General features: G+C 34.0%; 14 protein-coding genes. 8 read left to right on the top strand and 6 right to left on the bottom strand.

Features of this window, described 5'->3' with window-relative positions:
* Nucleotides 1-49: 49 nt before the first annotated feature.
* Both QO182_RS05040 and QO182_RS05035 read right to left on the bottom strand, forming a co-directional pair.
* Nucleotides 50-1,330, bottom strand: coding sequence for an MFS transporter (locus QO182_RS05040; RefSeq protein ID WP_371560254.1), 1,281 nt, complete (start codon nucleotides 1,328-1,330; stop codon nucleotides 50-52).
* A gap of 244 nt (nucleotides 1,331-1,574) precedes the next feature.
* Nucleotides 1,575-1,646, bottom strand: a complete 72-nt coding sequence (locus QO182_RS05035) for a hypothetical protein (protein WP_371560282.1) — start codon at nucleotides 1,644-1,646, stop codon at nucleotides 1,575-1,577.
* Between the two features lie 532 nt (nucleotides 1,647-2,178).
* Here QO182_RS05035 and QO182_RS05030 point away from each other — a divergent pair.
* The 8 genes from QO182_RS05030 (at nucleotide 2,179) to QO182_RS04995 (ending at nucleotide 13,914) form a co-directional block, all read left to right on the top strand.
* The gene (locus QO182_RS05030; protein WP_371540985.1) at nucleotides 2,179-2,787 is read left to right on the top strand and encodes an RNA polymerase sigma factor; all 609 of its coding nucleotides are present in this window, start codon (nucleotides 2,179-2,181) and stop codon (nucleotides 2,785-2,787) included.
* A 90-nt stretch (nucleotides 2,788-2,877) separates the two neighbouring features.
* On the top strand, nucleotides 2,878-3,987 hold the full coding sequence (locus tag QO182_RS05025) for a FecR family protein (protein WP_371560252.1): 1,110 nt from the start codon (nucleotides 2,878-2,880) through the stop codon (nucleotides 3,985-3,987).
* A gap of 161 nt (nucleotides 3,988-4,148) precedes the next feature.
* A complete protein-coding gene (locus QO182_RS05020; RefSeq protein ID WP_371560250.1) occupies nucleotides 4,149-7,862 on the top strand; it encodes a SusC/RagA family TonB-linked outer membrane protein in 3,714 nt (1,237 codons plus the stop codon).
* A 9-nt stretch (nucleotides 7,863-7,871) separates the two neighbouring features.
* A complete protein-coding gene (locus tag QO182_RS05015; RefSeq protein ID WP_371540988.1) occupies nucleotides 7,872-9,353 on the top strand; it encodes a RagB/SusD family nutrient uptake outer membrane protein in 1,482 nt (493 codons plus the stop codon).
* A 13-nt stretch (nucleotides 9,354-9,366) separates the two neighbouring features.
* Nucleotides 9,367-10,230, top strand: a complete 864-nt coding sequence (locus QO182_RS05010; RefSeq protein ID WP_371540989.1) for a putative zinc-binding metallopeptidase — start codon at nucleotides 9,367-9,369, stop codon at nucleotides 10,228-10,230.
* A 69-nt stretch (nucleotides 10,231-10,299) separates the two neighbouring features.
* Nucleotides 10,300-11,634, top strand: a complete 1,335-nt coding sequence (locus QO182_RS05005) for a DUF4302 domain-containing protein (RefSeq protein WP_371540990.1) — start codon at nucleotides 10,300-10,302, stop codon at nucleotides 11,632-11,634.
* A 182-nt stretch (nucleotides 11,635-11,816) separates the two neighbouring features.
* The gene (gene bshC / locus QO182_RS05000; protein ID WP_371560248.1) at nucleotides 11,817-13,406 is read left to right on the top strand and encodes a bacillithiol biosynthesis cysteine-adding enzyme BshC; all 1,590 of its coding nucleotides are present in this window, start codon (nucleotides 11,817-11,819) and stop codon (nucleotides 13,404-13,406) included.
* An 88-nt stretch (nucleotides 13,407-13,494) separates the two neighbouring features.
* Nucleotides 13,495-13,914: a nucleoside-diphosphate kinase gene (locus QO182_RS04995; RefSeq protein ID WP_371540992.1), complete on the top strand. Its 420-nt coding sequence runs from the start codon at nucleotides 13,495-13,497 to the stop codon at nucleotides 13,912-13,914.
* A gap of 434 nt (nucleotides 13,915-14,348) precedes the next feature.
* Here QO182_RS04995 and QO182_RS04990 read toward each other — a convergent pair whose 3' ends face one another.
* The 4 genes from QO182_RS04990 to QO182_RS04975 are packed head-to-tail and all read right to left on the bottom strand — an operon-like array spanning nucleotide 14,349 to nucleotide 19,355.
* Entirely contained in the window at nucleotides 14,349-14,780 is a 432-nt protein-coding gene (locus QO182_RS04990) for an acyl-CoA thioesterase (protein ID WP_371560247.1), read from the bottom strand.
* A complete protein-coding gene (locus QO182_RS04985) occupies nucleotides 14,777-15,952 on the bottom strand; it encodes an acyl-CoA dehydrogenase family protein (protein ID WP_371560245.1) in 1,176 nt (391 codons plus the stop codon). The genes QO182_RS04990 and QO182_RS04985 overlap by 4 nt, the downstream gene beginning before the upstream one ends.
* Nucleotides 15,953-15,980: 28 nt before the next feature.
* Nucleotides 15,981-18,128 carry a 3-hydroxyacyl-CoA dehydrogenase NAD-binding domain-containing protein gene (locus tag QO182_RS04980; protein ID WP_371560242.1) on the bottom strand — a complete coding sequence of 716 codons (2,148 nt, stop codon included), beginning with the start codon at nucleotides 18,126-18,128 and terminating at the stop codon, nucleotides 15,981-15,983.
* A gap of 21 nt (nucleotides 18,129-18,149) precedes the next feature.
* On the bottom strand, nucleotides 18,150-19,355 hold the full coding sequence (locus QO182_RS04975; RefSeq protein WP_371560281.1) for an acetyl-CoA C-acetyltransferase: 1,206 nt from the start codon (nucleotides 19,353-19,355) through the stop codon (nucleotides 18,150-18,152).
* Between the last annotated feature and the right edge of the window lie 44 nt (nucleotides 19,356-19,399).

Raw genomic sequence — 19,399 nt, 5'->3', positions numbered from 1 at the left:
AACTTCGCGCTATTTTTTAAAATTTTCGTGAATTTGTGTTTATCCAAATTTAAAACTTATGTTCCTTTTTGCTAATTACTAACAAAGAAAATAAAGAGATACAAGCTGCGAAGGTTAAATAAAAACCTACATAAGTCAAACTATAATGTGTCGCCAACCAAATCGCAATCATAGGTGCAAACGCGGCTCCGATAATCCCTGCCATGTTAAATGCTAACGAAGTCCCTGAATAACGAACAGTAGTAGGAAACAATTCAGATAAAAAAGTACCTAATGGTCCATAAGTAAAACCCATTAAAGTCATTCCCACACATAAAAATAGAGTCACTAGAACAGGACTCCCTGAATTCATGAAAAATGAAAATGTAAAACCAAAGATAGCTATGGCTGTTGTGGCATAAATAAGTATTTGTCTACGCCCAATACGATCAGCTATTAAAGCTGAAACTGGAATAAAAAATGCAAAAAACAACACCGAAAACAACTGCATTAATAAAAAATCTCTTTTGGAATAACCTAAATCTGATGTTGCCCAGCTCAATGTAAAAACCGTCATTAGATAAAAAACTAAGAAAGTTGTAATGGCAGCAAATGTTCCAAAAATCAACTGATTTTTATAAAATTTTATAAGAGTAAAAAAGGGAACCTTCACTTCTTCTTCTTTTTTTGCGTTTTCAAAAGCGGGAGTTTCGGTAATTTTTAATCGGATATAGAAACCAACTACGACTAATAACGAACTCGCTATAAAAGGAATTCTCCATCCATAATCAAGAAAATCTTGAGAACTCATAGTATCTGTTAAAATCAAGAAAGTTCCACCAGAAAGCAACAAACCTATTGGCGCACCTAATTGCGGAAACATACCGTACCATGCCCGTTTATTGGGAGGAGCATTCTCGATAGCTAACAACACGGCTCCACCCCATTCACCGCCTAGACCAACACCCTGACCAAAGCGACATAGCATTAATAATAAAGGAGCAGCGATTCCGATACTCGCATAACTAGGTAAAAAACCAATAGAAACTGTTGAAATACCCATGGTCAACAAAGCGACTACCAACGTAGTTTTACGCCCCACCTTATCACCATAATGGCCAAATACCGCTGAGCCCAATGGTCGCGACAGAAAGGCGATTGAAAAAGTAGCTAACGAGAGTAAAGTAGAATTGGTACTGTCTGCAGAAGGAAAAAACAATTGAGGAAATACCAACACTGCCGCATTAGCATAAATATAGAAATCAAAAAACTCAATCGTTGTACCAATTAAACTGCCAAAAAGAACATGTTTTAATGAGTTTTCTTTTTTCGGATTTGAACTCTCTTTCATAGGGAAGGTAAAATATTTCTGTAAAATTGATGTTATTTTTCGAAAGTAACAAATGAATTTAGTCCCAATAACATTGACTTTTCAAGAAATCAATCCTGCTCTTTTAACTCTATAAATTTGAAATAAGAATAAACAATTGGCACCAAAGATATTACTACTACTACTACTACTACTACAAAAACATAAATAAAAATAGTTTTGGCAATTGTCAGACTACTCAATACTATTATCAATCCTCTGACAATCACAAATTACCTACAATAGCATGTGGTAACTTCCAAACTTCCTTACTCTCTAATGTCCGAGGCGTTTTTATTCCAATAAAATAATTGGGCTGGATTACTTTAAAATAATTCCCTACTGCTATAAATAAAGCACCAAGTGGAATAAAAATAAAATTTGAGTTTCTTTCAATAAGAACTCATGACTGCACTTTATATACTAAAACAAAAAACGATTTTTCCCGATTATTGAATGACTATTTAGTCATATAAATAAATCTAATTTCTCCCACACCAATGCATTTCAAAGTAAAAGAACTAAAGTCTTACACTGGGATCTTAAAAAACAAACCCAATTATTATCCTATTAAATACATCATATTTATGCTATAAGAAACAATACACTTCAATAACATTTAACGAGCTGTGATAAAACTAATTTCTTTAAATAAAGAAACCTATAATTATAACCTTCAAATTTACGAATCAAATATTTTTAATCTCCTTTTATAACTAAATCATCTAATTTAATATAGTTTTAGCATATTTATTTGCTCATCTATATTTTTAACCGTAAAATTACATAATATTAACATATCCTTAATAGATAAAATAAGATCTTCTGCTTTGAAAATAGAATCAAAATATACTACAACTCTTGATGACTCCGCACTATGGAGCCAGCTAAAAGCAGGAGATGAAAAAGCTTTTTCAGTGCTTTTTGAAAAGTATTACGAGCATTTACTACGATATGGAAATTCTTTTTCAAACCACTCTGAAAAAGTTCAAGACTGTATTCAAGATGTATTTGCTGATATTTGGTTATATAAACATTCTTTGAGCGACACCGATAATGTAAAAGCATATCTATTATCTAGTGTTCGAAAAAGAATTGCTAGATTACAGGAACGCGACCATATTTTTAGTAAAACAACTTCAACAGATACGATTCAATTTTTATTTGATTTTTCGATCGAACACCAATTAATTATCGACGAAAGCACCGCCGATAAGGTACGTCAACTTAACACACTAATTAATCTTTTACCTTCTAGACAAAAAGAAGCGCTGTACCTTAGATACCACCAGGGACTAAGTGTAGAGCAAATTGCTGATATGTTGGACGTCAATTACCAATCAGCTAATAATTTATTACACCGCGCATTACTCAACTTACGCAAAGAATGGAACACCAACATTCCTTTACTAATACTATTGTCTTACAGTATATTATAATTTTATCTTAAATAAATTAAAATAAAATCTTAATTTACTGAGTATATAATAAGAAAACTGTCCTTTATCTCTTTGTAACCTTATTTTTAGATGCAAAAACGTAATAAATATACCGAAATAGAAGATTTTTTATCTGATGAATCATTCCAGTCCTGGGTACGCACAAATGTGGACTTTGAAAACTGGGAAGAATGGACATTAGAAAATCCTATTCGAGCCAAATTAGTTGAAGAATCCAGACAATGGATCTTAGCAATGAAGGTTCCTGAAAATAACTTACCCACATCAATCATTCAAACGGCATTGGTAGCTACTTGGAATAAAATTGAAAATAATGAAACTTCAAAAAATAAAGAAATAAAATTATGGAATAATAATTGGTTAAGGTCCGTTGCGGCAGTTTTGGTTTTTGGTTTAATTACTTCATGGGCCTACAGTCATTTATTTATCCCTACGAACTCTACTCAAGTTTACAATGAACTTATTCAAGAAAATAATGATGAGGGGCTTGTTGAACAAACCAATAATTCAAATAAGTCGCAAATAATTACTTTATCCGATGGAAGCTCTGTTTTATTACAACCACAAAGTAAATTGAGTTACCCCAAAAATTTTGTAGGAAACGAAAGAAGAGTCTATTTATCTGGTGAAGCATTTTTTGAAATTAGTAAAAATCCTAAAAAACCATTTCTAGTCTTTGCCAATGAAATCGTTACTAAAGTAGTTGGAACTAGTTTTAGGATAAGTGCATTTTCGAACGAGCCAAATGTAGAAGTGCTTGTAAGAACAGGAAAGGTAAAAGTGCAGTCTAATGAAATGATATCAAGTTCACATAAAAAGGAGGAAATCACATTGCTTCCTAATGAAGCCCTACGTTTTACTCGTAAAAGTTCAACCTTCGATAAAATCACAGATATTACAAAAGATAAAACTTTAATCCATTCTGCTCGAACTATAGAACAATTAAGTTTTGATTTTACTGACATTCCCGTTAGTCAGATCTTCAAAACAATGGAACAAGCTTATTTAGTAAACATTGAGTTTCCTAAAGACAAATTAAAAGAATGTCATCTTACGACTTCACTAATTGACCAGCCTCTACCAGAAAAACTTAAAATCATTTGCAAAGCGCTAGGAAACAATACAAGTTATGAAATGAACGGAAACCAAATCATCATCTCTTCAGATGGTTGTAATTAATTTATTTAATGCCTATGTAACATGACCTAAAAATAAAAAAGCGCCGAAAATGCTCTAACATATTCGACGCTTAAGTGAATCAAATTGTCTTTCTGTAAAAAGCAATTTGTGTTGTCCCTATAATACCCGTTAAAAAGTACTAATTAAAACAAACCAAAATTATGAAAAAACCTGTTGTAAAACAACGATTACTCTTCCGAATCATGAAAATAACGTTATTTCAATTACTGTTGGCCTTTGTGTTTTCCACTGTTACCATGGCAAATAGTGTTAAAGGTCAAAAGAAATTAGACACTAAAGTTACTCTTAATATTGAAAACTTAAGCTTATACAATGCTTTGGTTCAACTTGAGAAAACAGCGAATGTTAAATTTTCATACAATTCAAGAATAAGTCAGCTCAATCAAAAAGTGAGTTACAAAGCAAATAATGAGTTGTTATCATCAATACTTGCTAATATTTTACTACCGCTTAATATTAATTATTCTGAAGTAAGTAATCAAATTATATTGCAAAATACAACTGCGCAAACTAATGGTTTATTAAGTTCAAACTTACCGAAATCGTTTCTAGACAATACTATTTTTGCTATTACTGCCAAAGGAATAGTTATTGACGAAAGTGGAAATCCTTTACCTGGAGCTACGGTAATGGTAAAAGGAACTAAAATATCTGTATTGACAGATTTAAATGGAAATTTCACCATTGATGTACCTGCAAACAGCAGCCTACTTGTTATTTCTTACATAGGAATGGAAACACAGGAAGTTGCAATAAAATCAACTCCAATTACAGTAATTCTGAGCGAATTTGGACAAAAATTAAATGAAGTAGTTATTACTACGGGATATGAGAAAACATCCAAAAGAACTTTTACAGGAGCTATAAGCAAGATCACTGGAACAGATTTACTAGTTGAAGGTGTTGTAGATATCAGTAGAATGATTGAAGGTAAAGCAGCCGGAGTAACGGTTCAAAATGTTACTGGTACTTTTGGTACAGCCCCAAAAATTACCGTACGTGGTTCTTCTTCTATTTTTGGAGATACAAAGCCACTTTGGGTAATAGATGGTATTGTTCAAGAAGATATCGTAAATCTTTCTTTTGCTGATTTAGCATCAGGAAATTCAGAAACTCTATTGAGTTCTTCAATTGCAGGTTTAAACCCTAATGACGTTTTAAGTATTGAAATATTAAAAGATGCATCAGCAACTTCTATTTATGGTTCAAGATCTTTGAACGGTGTTGTTGTTGTGACTACTAAACAAGGAAGACGTGAGTCTCCATTAAGTGTTACCTATTCATTAGAACAAACAGCAAGAACAGTTCCTAACTACAGTCAATATGATATTTTGAACTCTCAAGAAACAATGAGCATTCTTAAAGAAATTGAATCAAAAGGATTCCTTGGTTTACCTGAAACCTCTCAAGGACGTTACGGAGGTGTTTACAATATTCTTGCAAACGCCATTAACACTTATGATCAAACTAGTGGAACTTATGGTGTTAAAAATGATGAACCAAACAGAAATGCTTTCTTAAAAAAATATGAATTAGCAAATACAAACTGGTTTAAAGTTTTGTTTAGACCATCTATTACACAAAACCACTCGCTAAGTTTTTCTGGTGGAGGAAAAAACAATGCTTACTTTGCATCTCTTGGTTTTTACCATGATCCAGGATGGACACTTGCTGACGGTGTAAATCAATTGACATCAAATATTAAAAACACTTTTTTTATAAATGATAAGTTTAGCCTAACGTTATCAACTCAGGCATCTGTTAGAGATCAATCAGCTCCAGGAAGTTACGACAGTCTTAAGGATGGTGTTAGCGGAAGCACAACTAGAGATTTTGATATTAATCCATTTAATTATGTTTTAAATACAAATAGAGCATTAAGACCTTATGATGACAATGGAAACTACGAATATTATAGAAACAACTGGGCTCCAATAAATATAATTGAAGAATTACAAAACAATTATATGGATATTAAGGTTAAAGACATTCGTTTTCAAGCAGATTTGGCTTACAAAATAAATCCAAAGTTGACGTATAACTTCACAGCTAATGCTCGTTATGCTAATACAACCAGAGAACATAATATTCTTGAACAATCTAATATCGTGGGTGCATACAATGCTCAAGAAACTACAATCGTAAGAGATCAAAATATCTTTTTGTATCAAGATCCTGACGACTTAACTGCTCCAAAAGTTTCTGTTTTACCTAATGGTGGTATCTTAAGAAAGTTTTCAAATGAATTAACTTCTTATAACATTAGAAATAGTTTTAACTATAAAAATGTATTTAACAACAAACATGAGCTAGAAGCTTTATTTGGTCAAGAACTTAGGTCTGTTGATAGAAATAGTAATAATTTCACTGCTTTTGGTTTACAATATGACAGAGGATTAACTGCTTTTACAGATCCTAGATTATTAGAAAAACTAATAAACGGTGGAGAATCTTATTATGGTTTTAATGAAGAAAGAGAAAGAACTGTTGGTTTCTTTAGTAAAGTAGGATATACTTACGACAGACGCTATACTGGATCGATCACTGGCCGTTATGATGGCTCGAACAGACAAGGAAATAGCGCTTCTTCAAGATGGCTACCTACATACACTTTTAGTGGAAAATGGAATGTTATGGAGGAAGACTTCATGAAAAATGTAAAAGCAATCAATACATTAAGCTTAAGAGGTTCTTACGGTCTAACTGCAACAGCAGGTCCAGCAACCAACTCATTAGCTATCTATAAAAGTTTCATTACTGATCGTTTAAACTTATCAGATAGAGAAACAGGATTGAACATCGATGAACTTCAAAATGGAGATTTAACTTGGGAGAAACAATTTGAAACTAACATTGGTTTAGATTTAGGTTTGTTTAACAATAGAGTTCAGTTTACAACAGATGTTTATAGTCGTAAAGCATTTGATTTAGTAGATTTTGTTACCACTTCAGGAATTGGAGGTCAAAAATTAAAACAAGGTAACAATGCAGATATGGAAACAAAAGGTATTGAGTTTTCACTTTCTACAAAAAATTTAAATAACACAAGACTGAAATGGTCGACTTCTTTTAATTTCTCTGTTTATAACCAAGAAATCACAAAGCTACAAAACGAGCCGTCTGTTTTAGGTTTAGTTGACGGTACAGGAGGAAATTCAGTAGGTCACCCAAGAAATGCTTTGTACTCTTACCAATTCACAGGATTGAACACTCAAGGATTACCCACTTTTGTAATGGCAGATGGAATAGTTGACAATGTTACAGGTGCCAATTTTCAAGATACAGAAGATATTACAAAATACTTGAAATATGAAGGTTCTATTGAGCCAAATAAGTCAGCAGGTATCTCTAATACTTTTACCTATGACAATTGGTCTTTGAATGTGTTTATCGTTGCTGCTGGAGGAAATAAAGTACGTTTAAATCCGATCTATTCTGATCAATATGATGACTTGACAGTATTTACAAAAGAATTCACAAACCGATGGATAAATGCTGGTGATGAAGCTTTAACAAATATTCCTGTAATTGCAGATCAAAGATTGATTGCAAATTATGCTTCACAGTCAAAAGATTTGACAAGAGCTTATAATGCATATAATTTTTCAGACGAGCGTATTGCTGATGGAACTTTCGTAAGATTGAAAAACGTATCAATAAGTTATGAGTTTCCTAAAGATTTAAAGAAAAAATTGGGTCTTAATCTTTTCTCTATGAAAGCATCAACAGCAAACCCACTTTTAATCTATTCTGATAAAAAACTTAATGGTCAAGACCCTGAGTTTTATAGATCAGGTGGTGTTTCTCAACCAATCACGAGCCAATATACATTCTCTATTAACGTATCATTTTAATAAAAAAACATGAGAAAAATAAAAATAACCCTAACCCTCCTTGTAATATTAGGACTTAGTAGCAGTTGTGATGATTTTCTTTCTGAAATTCCTGACAACAGAACACAATTAGATACCCCAGATAAAATATCTGAAATATTAGTTAATGCATATCCTGAAGCTAGCTACATGGACTTTGCTGAAACAATGACTGACAATGCGTCTGACAGTGAAAACCTGCCTGCTACGACTATTAAAAACAGTCAAAATTACAATTGGCAGATGGCTGACGATATTACAAGAGATACTCCTGCATTTTATTGGGATGCTTGTTATGTTGCAATAGCGCATGCAAATCAAGCAATTGAAGCCATAAGTAAGCTTGGTAATCCAGCTAACTTAAATGCACAAAGAGGAGAAGCTTTTATGGCTAGAGCATACTCACATTTTATGTTAGTAAGTATCTTTTCACAAAGATACAATCCAGCTACAGCTGCAACAGACCTTGGAATTCCTTATGTACTAGAACCTGAAACTGTATTGTTAAAAACATACACTCGAAACACCGTAGCTGAAGTATTTGCTAATATTGAAAGTGATATTGTGGAAGGATTAAAATACGTGGGAGATGATTATACTCAACCAAAATTTCATTTCAATAAAGCAGCGGCAAAAGCTTTTGCAAGCCGTTTCTATCTTGTAAAAGGAGACTGGGATAAAGTAGTATTAAATTCAAATGATTTAAGTAGTCAACCAGTAGGTAAATTGAGAAGTATTGCAGATTACAATCTTCTAGATACTACAACAAGATTTAACATCTATTCGCAAGCTTCTGAAAACACTAATTTATTAGTGGTATCAACTTCTTCTTTGTACAATAGAACAATTAGAAGCAATAGGTTTGGTTTGTCAGGTGCTGAAAGAAATACCGTTTTTGGAACAGCAACTAATTTATTTAATAAAAGTTGGTTAGTTAGTAGTTTTTCTAGCAATGGTTCTATATCAATATATTTACCAAAATTTGTTGAATACTTTAAGTACACTAATGCCAATGCAGGTATTGGTCTTCCATATGTAACAAATGTTTTATTGAGTAATGAGGAATTATTTCTTAATAAAATTGAAGCGCACATCATGAGGAATGAGTTTGCATTAGCGAATACCGAAATGGAATACTTCTTCTCTATACGTACAACTGGATATTCAGCAACTACAGATAAAGTAACTGAAGCAAAAATTGTTGCTAAGTACCCTGTCATAACTGATGAATATACTCCATTCTATACTTTAACACCAGTTCAGGCTTCATACATCAAAGCGGTTGCTGAGTTAAGAAGAATAGAATTTATACATGAAGGACTTAGGTGGTTTGACATCAAGCGTTTTAACATACCCGTAACGCACAAAATCTACAACCAACCAAGTAATATATTAGTAAAGGATGATAAACGTAGAGCTATACAAATACCTTTACACGTAACTAATACAGGAGTTGAAAAAAATCCAAGTTAATTAAAACAGAGCTATGAAAACATTAAATAAATATAAGACAATAGTATTACTATCTGCGGTAGTACTTCTAGGGGCTTGTTCAGGTGACGAACCACTAAAAGAAAGCCAATTAGATTTATCAACACCGTCTAAAACAGCATTAGACAATTGGATCGATACTAATTATCTGAACCCGTACAACATCAATGTTCAGTATAAATGGAATCAGAATGCAGTAGACAATAATAGATTTTTATTTCCTCCACTACAGTCTAAAGTACAACCAGTACTTGAAATTATTCAAAAAATATGGTTGAACAGTTATAAAACTGTTGCTGGACCTAATTTTGTGAAAATTATTGCTCCAAGAGAATTTGTTCTTGTAGGGGGAGTTAATTTAAATACAACAGGAACCGTTACCTTGGGTTTAGCCGAAGGTGGTAAAAGGATAACCTTCTTTGAAACTGACAATGTTAATAAAACTAATCGTGCAAATATCAAGCGTTTTGTTCATACTATACAACACGAATATATTCACATTTTGAACCAGACTAAGCCGTTTGACGAAAAATCATTAGCTAAAATCACACCTTCTGGTTATTCTTCTGCATGGTATAACACTACTGATGCAGCAGCACTAGAACAAGGATTCTTAACTGCTTATGCTAAGTCAAATATTAATGAAGACTTTGCAGAAACTGCTGCAACGATTCTAATCAATTCAAAAGCTGAATATGCTGCGATTCTTGCTGGAATTACAAGTACGACTGCTGTAACAAGTATTAAAGCAAAAGAAGCTATAGTTGTAAAATATTACAAAGATGCCTACGGAATTGACCTTTATCTGCTGAGAGACGAAGCAGAGAAAAACACAACAGCTGTAATTAACGGAAATTAGTAAGTTAAAGAGGCTCTTAAAAAAAGTCTCTTTTAAAAAATCTATTTTATAACCACATAAATTAATAGTATGAAACTTAAAACTATAATTAACTATCTATTCATCGCCGTTTTAGCGATGCAATTAGTTTCCTGCGACAATAAGGAAACCTTAGATTCTCCATTTAATGCGACTCCTACAGAGCGATTAAATGCACAACAAAAAGAGCTTAATGATGTATTAGAATCATCAGAGTTTGGATGGAAAGCCATCTACTTTACAGATGCTACACAATTAGGCGGCTTTACTCACGTATTTAAATTTAAAGCAGGAAAAGTTGACATGGCTTCTGATTTTGATGATGATACTGCCATATATTCTAGTGAGTACAGTATCGACTTAGGAAGTACTGTTAGCCTTGTTTTTACAACAAAAAATAGAATTCACTTACTATCTGATTCTAATAATTATCCAATTGCCTCTTTACGTGGTAAAGGATACAAAGGAGATTTTCAGTTTTTATACTATGGTCAAGATAATGGACAAATTGTTTTTAAAACAAATAGAAGTTTTGAAGAAGTTCGTTTTGTAAAAGCCACTGCCCAAGATTGGACTAATTTAGCTAAAAATAGAGCTATGATACCTAATGTTGTCGGAGCTACAACAAGACCTTTGTTTCGCCTTTTAGAAACTAATAATGGTAGTAAAATCAGTCAGTTTGATTTTACTTTCACAGGTGCAACACGATTCGCTACGGCAAATTCTATAGAAACTGGTTCAAGTGTGAGTTATAATATGGGAATTGCCTATACTCCTACAGGTATAATCGTTAATCCCGCTGTAAAAGTAGGAACACAGACGCTTTCTGAGTTTACTTATGACGCTACGACTGGAAACTTTATTGCTACAGGAACAGCTGGTGTTACTGCAACAATCAAATACACTACTCAACCATTAGTGTTAACAGATGACTACAAGCCATTATTAGCTGGAAATCCACGAACAATATATGGTTATATAGCTGCAAATTTAGCAACAGCACCTACCAATTCAATACTTTGTAATAACTTATTGAATGCAGTAAATGCCGCTGTAGCATCAACACAAAAAATAAATAGAGTATCCTTCTATTTTAATGATGGTGCCAATGGTAGTTATATTTCTTATTCTTTCCTAGGTGGTAAATCAACATTATACCATTTTGTAACTGTAACCGAAGATCCAGTTAACAAAACAATTATTCTTAAAGACAATGGATGGCTTGGAGGAAGTGAGCCTGCGCTTTTAAAAGACTTGGACAAACAATTATTAGATCCTAAAGGACTATATGTTAAAAAAGAAAAGTTTACAATCACCTATTCTAACTCAATCTACACATTTACTACTGCATCAAATAATTTTAGAATAACAACATATGCATTGTAATAATTAGAAAAACTATATCACGAAACTGGCTGTCTTTTTAAGACAGCCTTTTTTTTACAATAAATCTAAAATATAACCTTAAAACAACATAATTATTTCGACAATTCACAAAGCTTTCATAAACCTAAAAAGCCTAACTTTACTTTTAATTACTTTAGCAATAAATTTAGAAATTCTTACTTATGCCTACAGACTGTATCAGCTATCAAAACTCAGGATATTTCTCCTCGTTGATGAATGATTATTTAGATCAAAATAACAATTTACACGCTTTATATAACCGTTTCCCAACACTTGAAAATTTTGAAGCACAAATTCTTGAAAAAGAAAAGAATTACGATGATTCAAATAGATTCACTTTAGTTTCAGTACTGCAAAAACAATACGCCGCTATTGAAACTTCTCACCTGACACAACAGAATATTGAAGCTCTAAAAGTGACCAATACTCTTACCGTGACAACTGGACATCAATTAAATTTATTTACGGGTCCCTTATATTTCTTATATAAAATCATCTCCACGATTAATCTTACCAAGGAGTTAAAAGCAAAATATCCTGCTTACAACTTTGTCCCTATTTATTGGATGGCGACGGAAGACCATGATTTTGAAGAAATCAATTATTTCAATTTCAAGGGGAGAAAATTCAGATGGAATAAGGAAAGTACGGGACCTGTCGGGAGATTATCGACCGAAGGACTGTCAGATGTCTTTGAACTATATTCCCAGGAATTAGGCTCAAGCACCAATGCCGAAACCTTGAAAAATTTATTTGAGGACGCCTATCTTAAACACGACAATTTAGCGGACGCCACACGTCATTTAGCAAATTCGCTTTTTGGAGCACAAGGTCTAGTAATTCTTGATGCCGATGATGCCGATCTAAAGCGTAGTTTTATTCCTTTTGCAAAAGAAGAACTTTTACACCAAACTTCCCATAAGGCAGTACTTGAAACAACTGAGAAATTAAATAAGTACAACATACAGGTCAATCCACGCGAAATCAATTTGTTTTATATCGAAGATAAAATGCGGGAACGCATTATTATGGAAGACGGGAAATACAAAATAAACAATACCAAAATTGAATTTTCTCCAGAAGAAATCTTGACATTATTAGAAACCAACCCAGAGATGTTCAGCCCTAACGTGATTATGCGTCCACTATATCAGGAAGTCATTTTACCTAATCTTTGTTACATTGGCGGGGGTGGAGAAATTGGGTATTGGTTGGAATTAAAATCCTTTTTTGATGCGGTAGACATTACTTTTCCAATGCTATTAGTTCGAAATTCTGTTCTTTTATCTACTGAAAAGCAAGCTAAAAAAGCAGATAAGTTAGATTTGACTTGGAGTGATTTATTTTCTAAACAAGCTGATTTAGTAAATGATAAAACGACACAGCTATCCGAATTCCCAATCGATATGTCTACTTTAAAAAAACAGCTGCAAATACAATTTGAAGCACTGTACGAGATAACAAAACTAACGGATAAGTCGTTCGTGGGAGCTGTAAAAGCACAAGAGGTAAAACAAATTAAAGGACTAGACAATCTAGAAAAGCGTTTATTAAAAGCACAAAAACGAAAGTTGAGTACTATTTTGGAACGTATAACCGACTTACAAAACGAACTGTTTCCTAATAAAAGTTTGCAAGAACGTCAAGCTAATTTTTCAGAATTTTATTTGGAATCAGGTGCTAATTTGATTCCGAAATTAATCGAAAGACTAAAACCATTAGAAAATAAATTCGAGATCATTATCGTTTAATTTTTTTACTGTCACTATAATAAAGATTTTGTAAATAATTAGATAAAAAAACACTATTTTTGCACAAAATCTAAAAAAACAAAACAAAATGGCTACAAATAGAACATTTACAATGATTAAGCCTGATGCTGTTGCTAACGGACACATCGGAAACATACTTGCAATGATTACAACTGCAGGTTTCAAAATTGTTTCTTTGAAATTAACTCAACTTACTGTTGCAGATGCTCAAGCATTTTATTCAGTACACGCTGCAAGACCATTCTACGGTGAATTAGTAGAATTTATGTCAAGAGGTCCTATTGTTGCTGCGATTTTAGAAAAAGACAACGCTGTTGAAGATTTTAGAACACTAATTGGTGCTACTAATCCAGCTGATGCTGCTGAAGGTACTATCCGTAAAGCATATGCTACTTCTATTGGAGAAAATGCAGTTCACGGTTCTGACAGTGATGAAAATGCAGCTATCGAAGGTGCTTTTCATTTTGCAGGAAGAGAGCAGTTTTAATCTCTGAATAAACATAAAGTATTTAAAAATAATAATTAAATGCTATAAAAAAGTCATTCAACATTAGTTGATTGTACTAAAAATATAGACGAATTGATTATTAATTATAATAAAAATGAGCCCGATATTGTATCGGGCTCATTTTTTTTTAGGCTCAAACTCACTCGAGAGCAACTATTGTATTTTACATGCTTTTTATTTTATGGATTCATGCTCCGCATATCTGTTCCCAGTAACTTTACGCTGTGATTTAAAATGTGCAACAGCATAAAAATCCATTCGTTGAGGACCTTCTATTCTTATGAATTCTAGATCCGTTTTCCTTAACGTACGGCTGCCAAGCACACCCAGCCACAAACAATTGAAATCTAAAAATTTAGTTTTTCTAATGGTAGATTTACTTCCCCATTTTTTTAAAAAACTCACCTTTAGAATTAAAAACTCTCTAAATTATTAATTAAAACTAATACTTCTTTTGGAATCGGAATTTTACTTTGGGTTTTGAAATCAAATAAAATAACCTCGTGGGTTTTTATTGCCGCCAATTTTTGGCTTTTTTCACTATAATAAAAAGATTTTAGGACGATTCTGTCATCCCTGATTTCTTCCGTTTTTGTACCAATATGAATTGTATCGGGATAGGTTACCGGAGCAATATATTTAACCGACTGGAATCCTAAAATAATACCTGCTTTCATTTTCTCGCCTTCAGAGGAAAAGAATCCAAGTGCTCTAAAATAATCAATCCTGGCTGTTTCTCCCCATCGAACATATACCACATTATTAACGTGTTGCAATGCATCCATTTCTCCCCACTGTACTTCAATAGTCGAAATAACAGGGTACTGTTTTAAAATATCTTTCATTTTTTCAATAGGTCTTTAAACAATCCACGGGCGATTACTATTTTCATAATTTCATTAGTTCCTGCATAGATACGGGCAACACGATTGTCAGCATACATACGTGCTATGGGATAATCCCACATATATCCATAACCTCCAAATAATTGTAAACATTCATCCACTATGCTTCCACACATATCCGTTGCCGAATATTTAATCATTGAAGCAGTTTCAGTAGTCAATTTATGATCCACTAATAACTCTATACAGCGATCTAAGAAAGCCTGATGTATTTGCATTTGGGTAGTACATTCGGCTAGTTTAAACTGGGTATTTTGAAACCCGGCAATCTGAGTTTTAAAAGCTTCTCTTTCGGTAGTGTAAGCGATGGTGTTTTCAATGGCACCTTCGGCTGTTGCTACTGCAAAAATCCCTACTGTTAGACGTTCACGTGCCAATTCTTCCATCATGATTTTAAAACCCATTCTCTCCTCGCCCAATCTATTCTCCTTTGGTACTTTTACATTATCAAAAAATAACTCGCAGGTGTCTTGAGATTTCATTCCTATTTTCTTGAAGGGAATTCCTTTACTGAAACCTTCCATTGCTGTTTCCATAATAAGCAAGGTAACTCCTTCCTGATCTGTATTGACATTTGTTTTTACTGCTACAATAGCCATGTCGCACATAAAACCATTGGTGATAAACGTTTTTTGCCCGTTTACTACATAATGGTCGCCTTTATCTTCAGCAGTGGTTCGAAGTGCTTTCAAATCACTCCCACAATTAGGTTCGGTCATCCCTATGGCAGTAATCATGTCGCCTTTGGCCATTTGCGGCAAATACTTCTGCTTTTGAGCCTCTGTTCCATATTTCAATAAATAAGGAGCTACAATGTCAGAATGCAGTGAAAAACCAGGGCCGCTAATTCCTTTTTTGGCAAACTCTTCTATTAATAAGGCATTAAATGTAAAGTCCAATCCTCCACCTCCGTACATTTCTGGCATATCAATGCACAACAATCCTAATTCCCCAGCTCGTTTCCATATTTCACGGCTTACCATACCCTCTTTTTCCCATTCATCAATATGATCGATTATTTCATTCGAAATGAATTCCTGAATCATTCCTTGCATCATTTTATGTTCTTCTGATGCGTAAATCTTTCTTTCTATTAGTATATTCTGTAACATATATTTTAGTTTTTTGATTACTTTATTTTTAATTTTCGTAGAAAACACGGTTGTTTCCTGCATTTTTTATTCGCTCTTTTAAACTTTCCGGCATCTTAAATCTCGCTCCATATTTCGATTCTAATTCCGCACTATACAAAGCAAATTCCTTGGCTCCTACATAATCAATGTATGACATGACGCCTCCTGTATGTATTGGAAATCCTAATCCTAAAATCGAACCTACATCAGCATCTTTGGGTTCTTGAAGCACTCCGGAGTCTAAGCATTTATATGCATCGATGACCATGGCGAATAATAACCTTTTACCCACTTCCTCTTCATCATAACTGGCTTGAGGAGGGTAGATTTTTGACCATTCTTTCCAAATCGATTTCTTTTCTCCTTTTGGATAATCATATAAACCTCTGCCTTCTTTTTTACCTGTTCGCCCATGAGTTTCAATAATAGTGACCAAAGTCTGTCGTAAATTAATTTCATGTGGCGTTAAATTTGAGTCTTCACTCATTATTGCCAACATTAATTTCAAATTAATCTCATCTGAAATCGCCAAAGGACCTACTGGCATACCTATCTTTCTTGCCACATTTTCAATTACGGCAGGTGGTACCCCTTCGGTAAGCATTGTAATTCCTTCATTTATAAATTTTCCAAAAACTCTTGAAGTAAAAAATCCCCGACCGTCATTTACGATAATAGGCACTTTTCCAATTGCTATTACATAATCCATGGCTGCTGCCAATGTTTTTTCGCATGTTTCCTTACCTACAATTACCTCTACTAACCGCATCTTTTCTACTGGTGAAAAGAAATGCAACCCTATAAATTTATCTGGTCTAGAGGAGGATTTCGCAAGTTGGGTTATCGGAATCGTTGAAGTATTCGAAGCATAAATCACCGTTTCATTAATCACTTTTTCGGTTTCGACAGTAATCGTGTTTTTTAGTTTTTCATTTTCGAAAACGGCCTCAATAATCAAATCACAAGACGCTAAATCAGTATTTGAAGCTGAAGTTTTAACTTTTTGCAATAGCGCATCAATTTTATCTTCAGTTGTATATCCGTTTTGTAGTTTTTTCTGCTCTTGTATCTTTATATAGTCTTTCCCACTTTCTGCTTTTGCTACACTCACGTCTTTCAGCACCACATCTATTCCTGCCTTTGCATTAACATAAGCAATCCCTGCTCCCATCATTCCTGCTCCTATAACTCCAATTTTTTTGAAAGAAACCCGGTCATAGCCTTTGGGTTTTGATTTCCCTCTGGCGGCATCGTTTATAAAAATAAAGGAAGCCCGAATGATATTTTTGGTTTCCTTACTGAATAAGGTATCCACAAAATAGCTTGCTTCAACTTCTAATGCTTTATCAATGTGGCAGGCTGCTCCGTAATAAATCGCACTGAGTACATTTTTTATATGTGGTAAATTTCCATGAGTTGTTTTATAAGCCATCGCATTCGAAACACTGAAAAATTCAGTAACTCCAGAAATTTGTCCCACACCCATTGGAGTTCCCGGTACTTTAAATTTTTTGTTATCCCAAGGTTGCATACTAGTTCCCTTCGTACGTATCCAGTCTTTAGCCAACATTACGATATCGTCTTCGGGATTGCATATTTCATCCACAAGGCCATCTTTTAAGGCTTGTTCTGCAGTTAGTTTTTTGGATTGTGTAATGTATTGGATCGTTTTCTGTGGGCCAAGCATCCTCAAAAAGCGTTGTGTACCTCCCGCTCCCGGGAACAAACCAACAGAACATTCGACCAATCCGATATAACTTTTTGAATGGGTACTCATGATCCGGTGATGGCAAGCTAATGCAATTTCGCATCCACCACCAAGTGCAAGACCGTTTATCGCAGCTACAACTGGTTTGCCACAAGTCTCCATTTTTCGTAAATAGGTATTGGTTTGCATGAGCATATCAAAACATTCCTTTTTTGATTTATCATAATTTAAAAACCATTTTAAATCACCGCCAGCTATAAAATCCTTTTTGGCGGAAGCAATAACAATCCCTTTAACGGCATCATCTGTTATGGCTTGGTTTATAGTCAAAAAGAATTCGGCCATCGTAGATTCATTCATGATGTTTACCGGTGAATCTGCGACATCCCAAGTAACAACTGCAATACCTTCACTATCAACACTATATTTTATATGTTTATTAATCATAATCTAAAGGATAATTAGTTTCTAAATACGTTCAATAATCGTTGCTATTCCCATTCCTCCACCAACACATAAAGTTGCCAAAGCGGTACTTTTATTTTGACGTTCTAATTCGTCCAAAGCAGTTCCAAGAATCATACAGCCTGTTGCTCCTAATGGATGCCCCATCGCTATTGCTCCTCCATTGGTATTTACAATTGAGTGATCGATATTAAAATGATCCATTAAACGCATTGGAACGACTGCAAAAGCTTCATTAACTTCAAAAACATCAATATCACTCACATTCATTTTGGCATTGCGCAATGCTTTATTAGTAGCTGGAATTGGCCCTTCAAGCATTATCAAAGGCTCACTGCCCAATACAGCTCCCATTCTGATTATTGCTCTTGGTTTTAACCCGAGCTTCTCCCCTATTTCTTTGGAACCAATCAACATTAATGAAGCACCATCCACAAGCCCAGAAGAGTTACCGGCATGATGCACATGATTTATTTTTTCGATTTCTAAGTATTTATCAATCGCCGTTTGATCAAACAGTTGTTCTCCCATTTTTTCAAATGCTGGCGATAAATTAGATAAAATATCTATGGTGGTATTTGCTCGAATGTATTCATCCTTTGCCAGATGAACCAAGCCATTTATATCCGTTACTGGAATTATTGATTTATCAAAAAAGCCGTTTTGTTGTGCAAACGCAGCACGTTTTTGAGAATTTACCGCAAAGCTATCTACATCGTTTCGGGAATATCCATATTTCGTCGCTATCAAGTCGGCCGAAATTCCTTGAGGAACAAATTTTCCAAAAGCGGCATCGGGTTCCATTAACCAAGCAGAACCGTCAATTCCCATGGGCACTCTAGACATGGATTCTACTCCCCCAGCAATAATCAACTCAGACCATCCTGATTTAATCATAGCTGCAGCCTGATTAATTGCCTCTAGTCCAGAAGCACAATAACGGTTTAGAGAAACGGCAGAGAGATGATCTCCATAATTAGAACATTGTGCAGCGACTTTGGCAACATTTCCTCCTTGTTCTCCTACCTGAGTGACACAGCCTACAATTAAATCTGCAACAAAACTAGTGTCTAAATTGTTTCTTTCTTTTATAGCGGTCAACAAGGTAGTTAATAATTGAACTGGACTGACCGCTGCTAAAGAACCGTTCCCTTTTCCAATCCCCCTTGGCGTCCGAACTGAATCGTAGATATATGCTTCCATTTTTATTAATTATAAGTTACCACTTGGTAACATAATTTAAAAAATGTTAC

This window comes from Flavobacterium sp. Arc2, assembly GCF_041431385.1.
Lineage (GTDB): Bacteria > Bacteroidota > Bacteroidia > Flavobacteriales > Flavobacteriaceae > Flavobacterium.
The sequence above is the reverse complement of the archived record's forward strand: the minus strand, read 5'-3'. Positions and strand labels throughout refer to the sequence as shown.

What these genes read in the sequence shown, in the direction of transcription:
- QO182_RS05040 (WP_371560254.1), bottom strand. Translation starts at nt 1,330, where the DNA reads ATGAAAGAGAGTTCAAATCCGAAAAAAGAAAACTCATTAAAACATGTT.
- QO182_RS05025 (WP_371560252.1), top strand. Translation starts at nt 2,878, where the DNA reads ATGCAAAAACGTAATAAATATACCGAAATAGAAGATTTTTTATCTGAT.
- QO182_RS05020 (WP_371560250.1), top strand. Translation starts at nt 4,149, where the DNA reads ATGAAAAAACCTGTTGTAAAACAACGATTACTCTTCCGAATCATGAAA.
- QO182_RS05015 (WP_371540988.1), top strand. Translation starts at nt 7,872, where the DNA reads ATGAGAAAAATAAAAATAACCCTAACCCTCCTTGTAATATTAGGACTT.
- QO182_RS05010 (WP_371540989.1), top strand. Translation starts at nt 9,367, where the DNA reads ATGAAAACATTAAATAAATATAAGACAATAGTATTACTATCTGCGGTA.
- QO182_RS05005 (WP_371540990.1), top strand. Translation starts at nt 10,300, where the DNA reads ATGAAACTTAAAACTATAATTAACTATCTATTCATCGCCGTTTTAGCG.
- bshC (WP_371560248.1), top strand. Translation starts at nt 11,817, where the DNA reads ATGCCTACAGACTGTATCAGCTATCAAAACTCAGGATATTTCTCCTCG.
- QO182_RS04995 (WP_371540992.1), top strand. Translation starts at nt 13,495, where the DNA reads ATGGCTACAAATAGAACATTTACAATGATTAAGCCTGATGCTGTTGCT.
- QO182_RS04990 (WP_371560247.1), bottom strand. Translation starts at nt 14,780, where the DNA reads ATGAAAGATATTTTAAAACAGTACCCTGTTATTTCGACTATTGAAGTA.
- QO182_RS04985 (WP_371560245.1), bottom strand. Translation starts at nt 15,952, where the DNA reads ATGTTACAGAATATACTAATAGAAAGAAAGATTTACGCATCAGAAGAA.
- QO182_RS04980 (WP_371560242.1), bottom strand. Translation starts at nt 18,128, where the DNA reads ATGATTAATAAACATATAAAATATAGTGTTGATAGTGAAGGTATTGCA.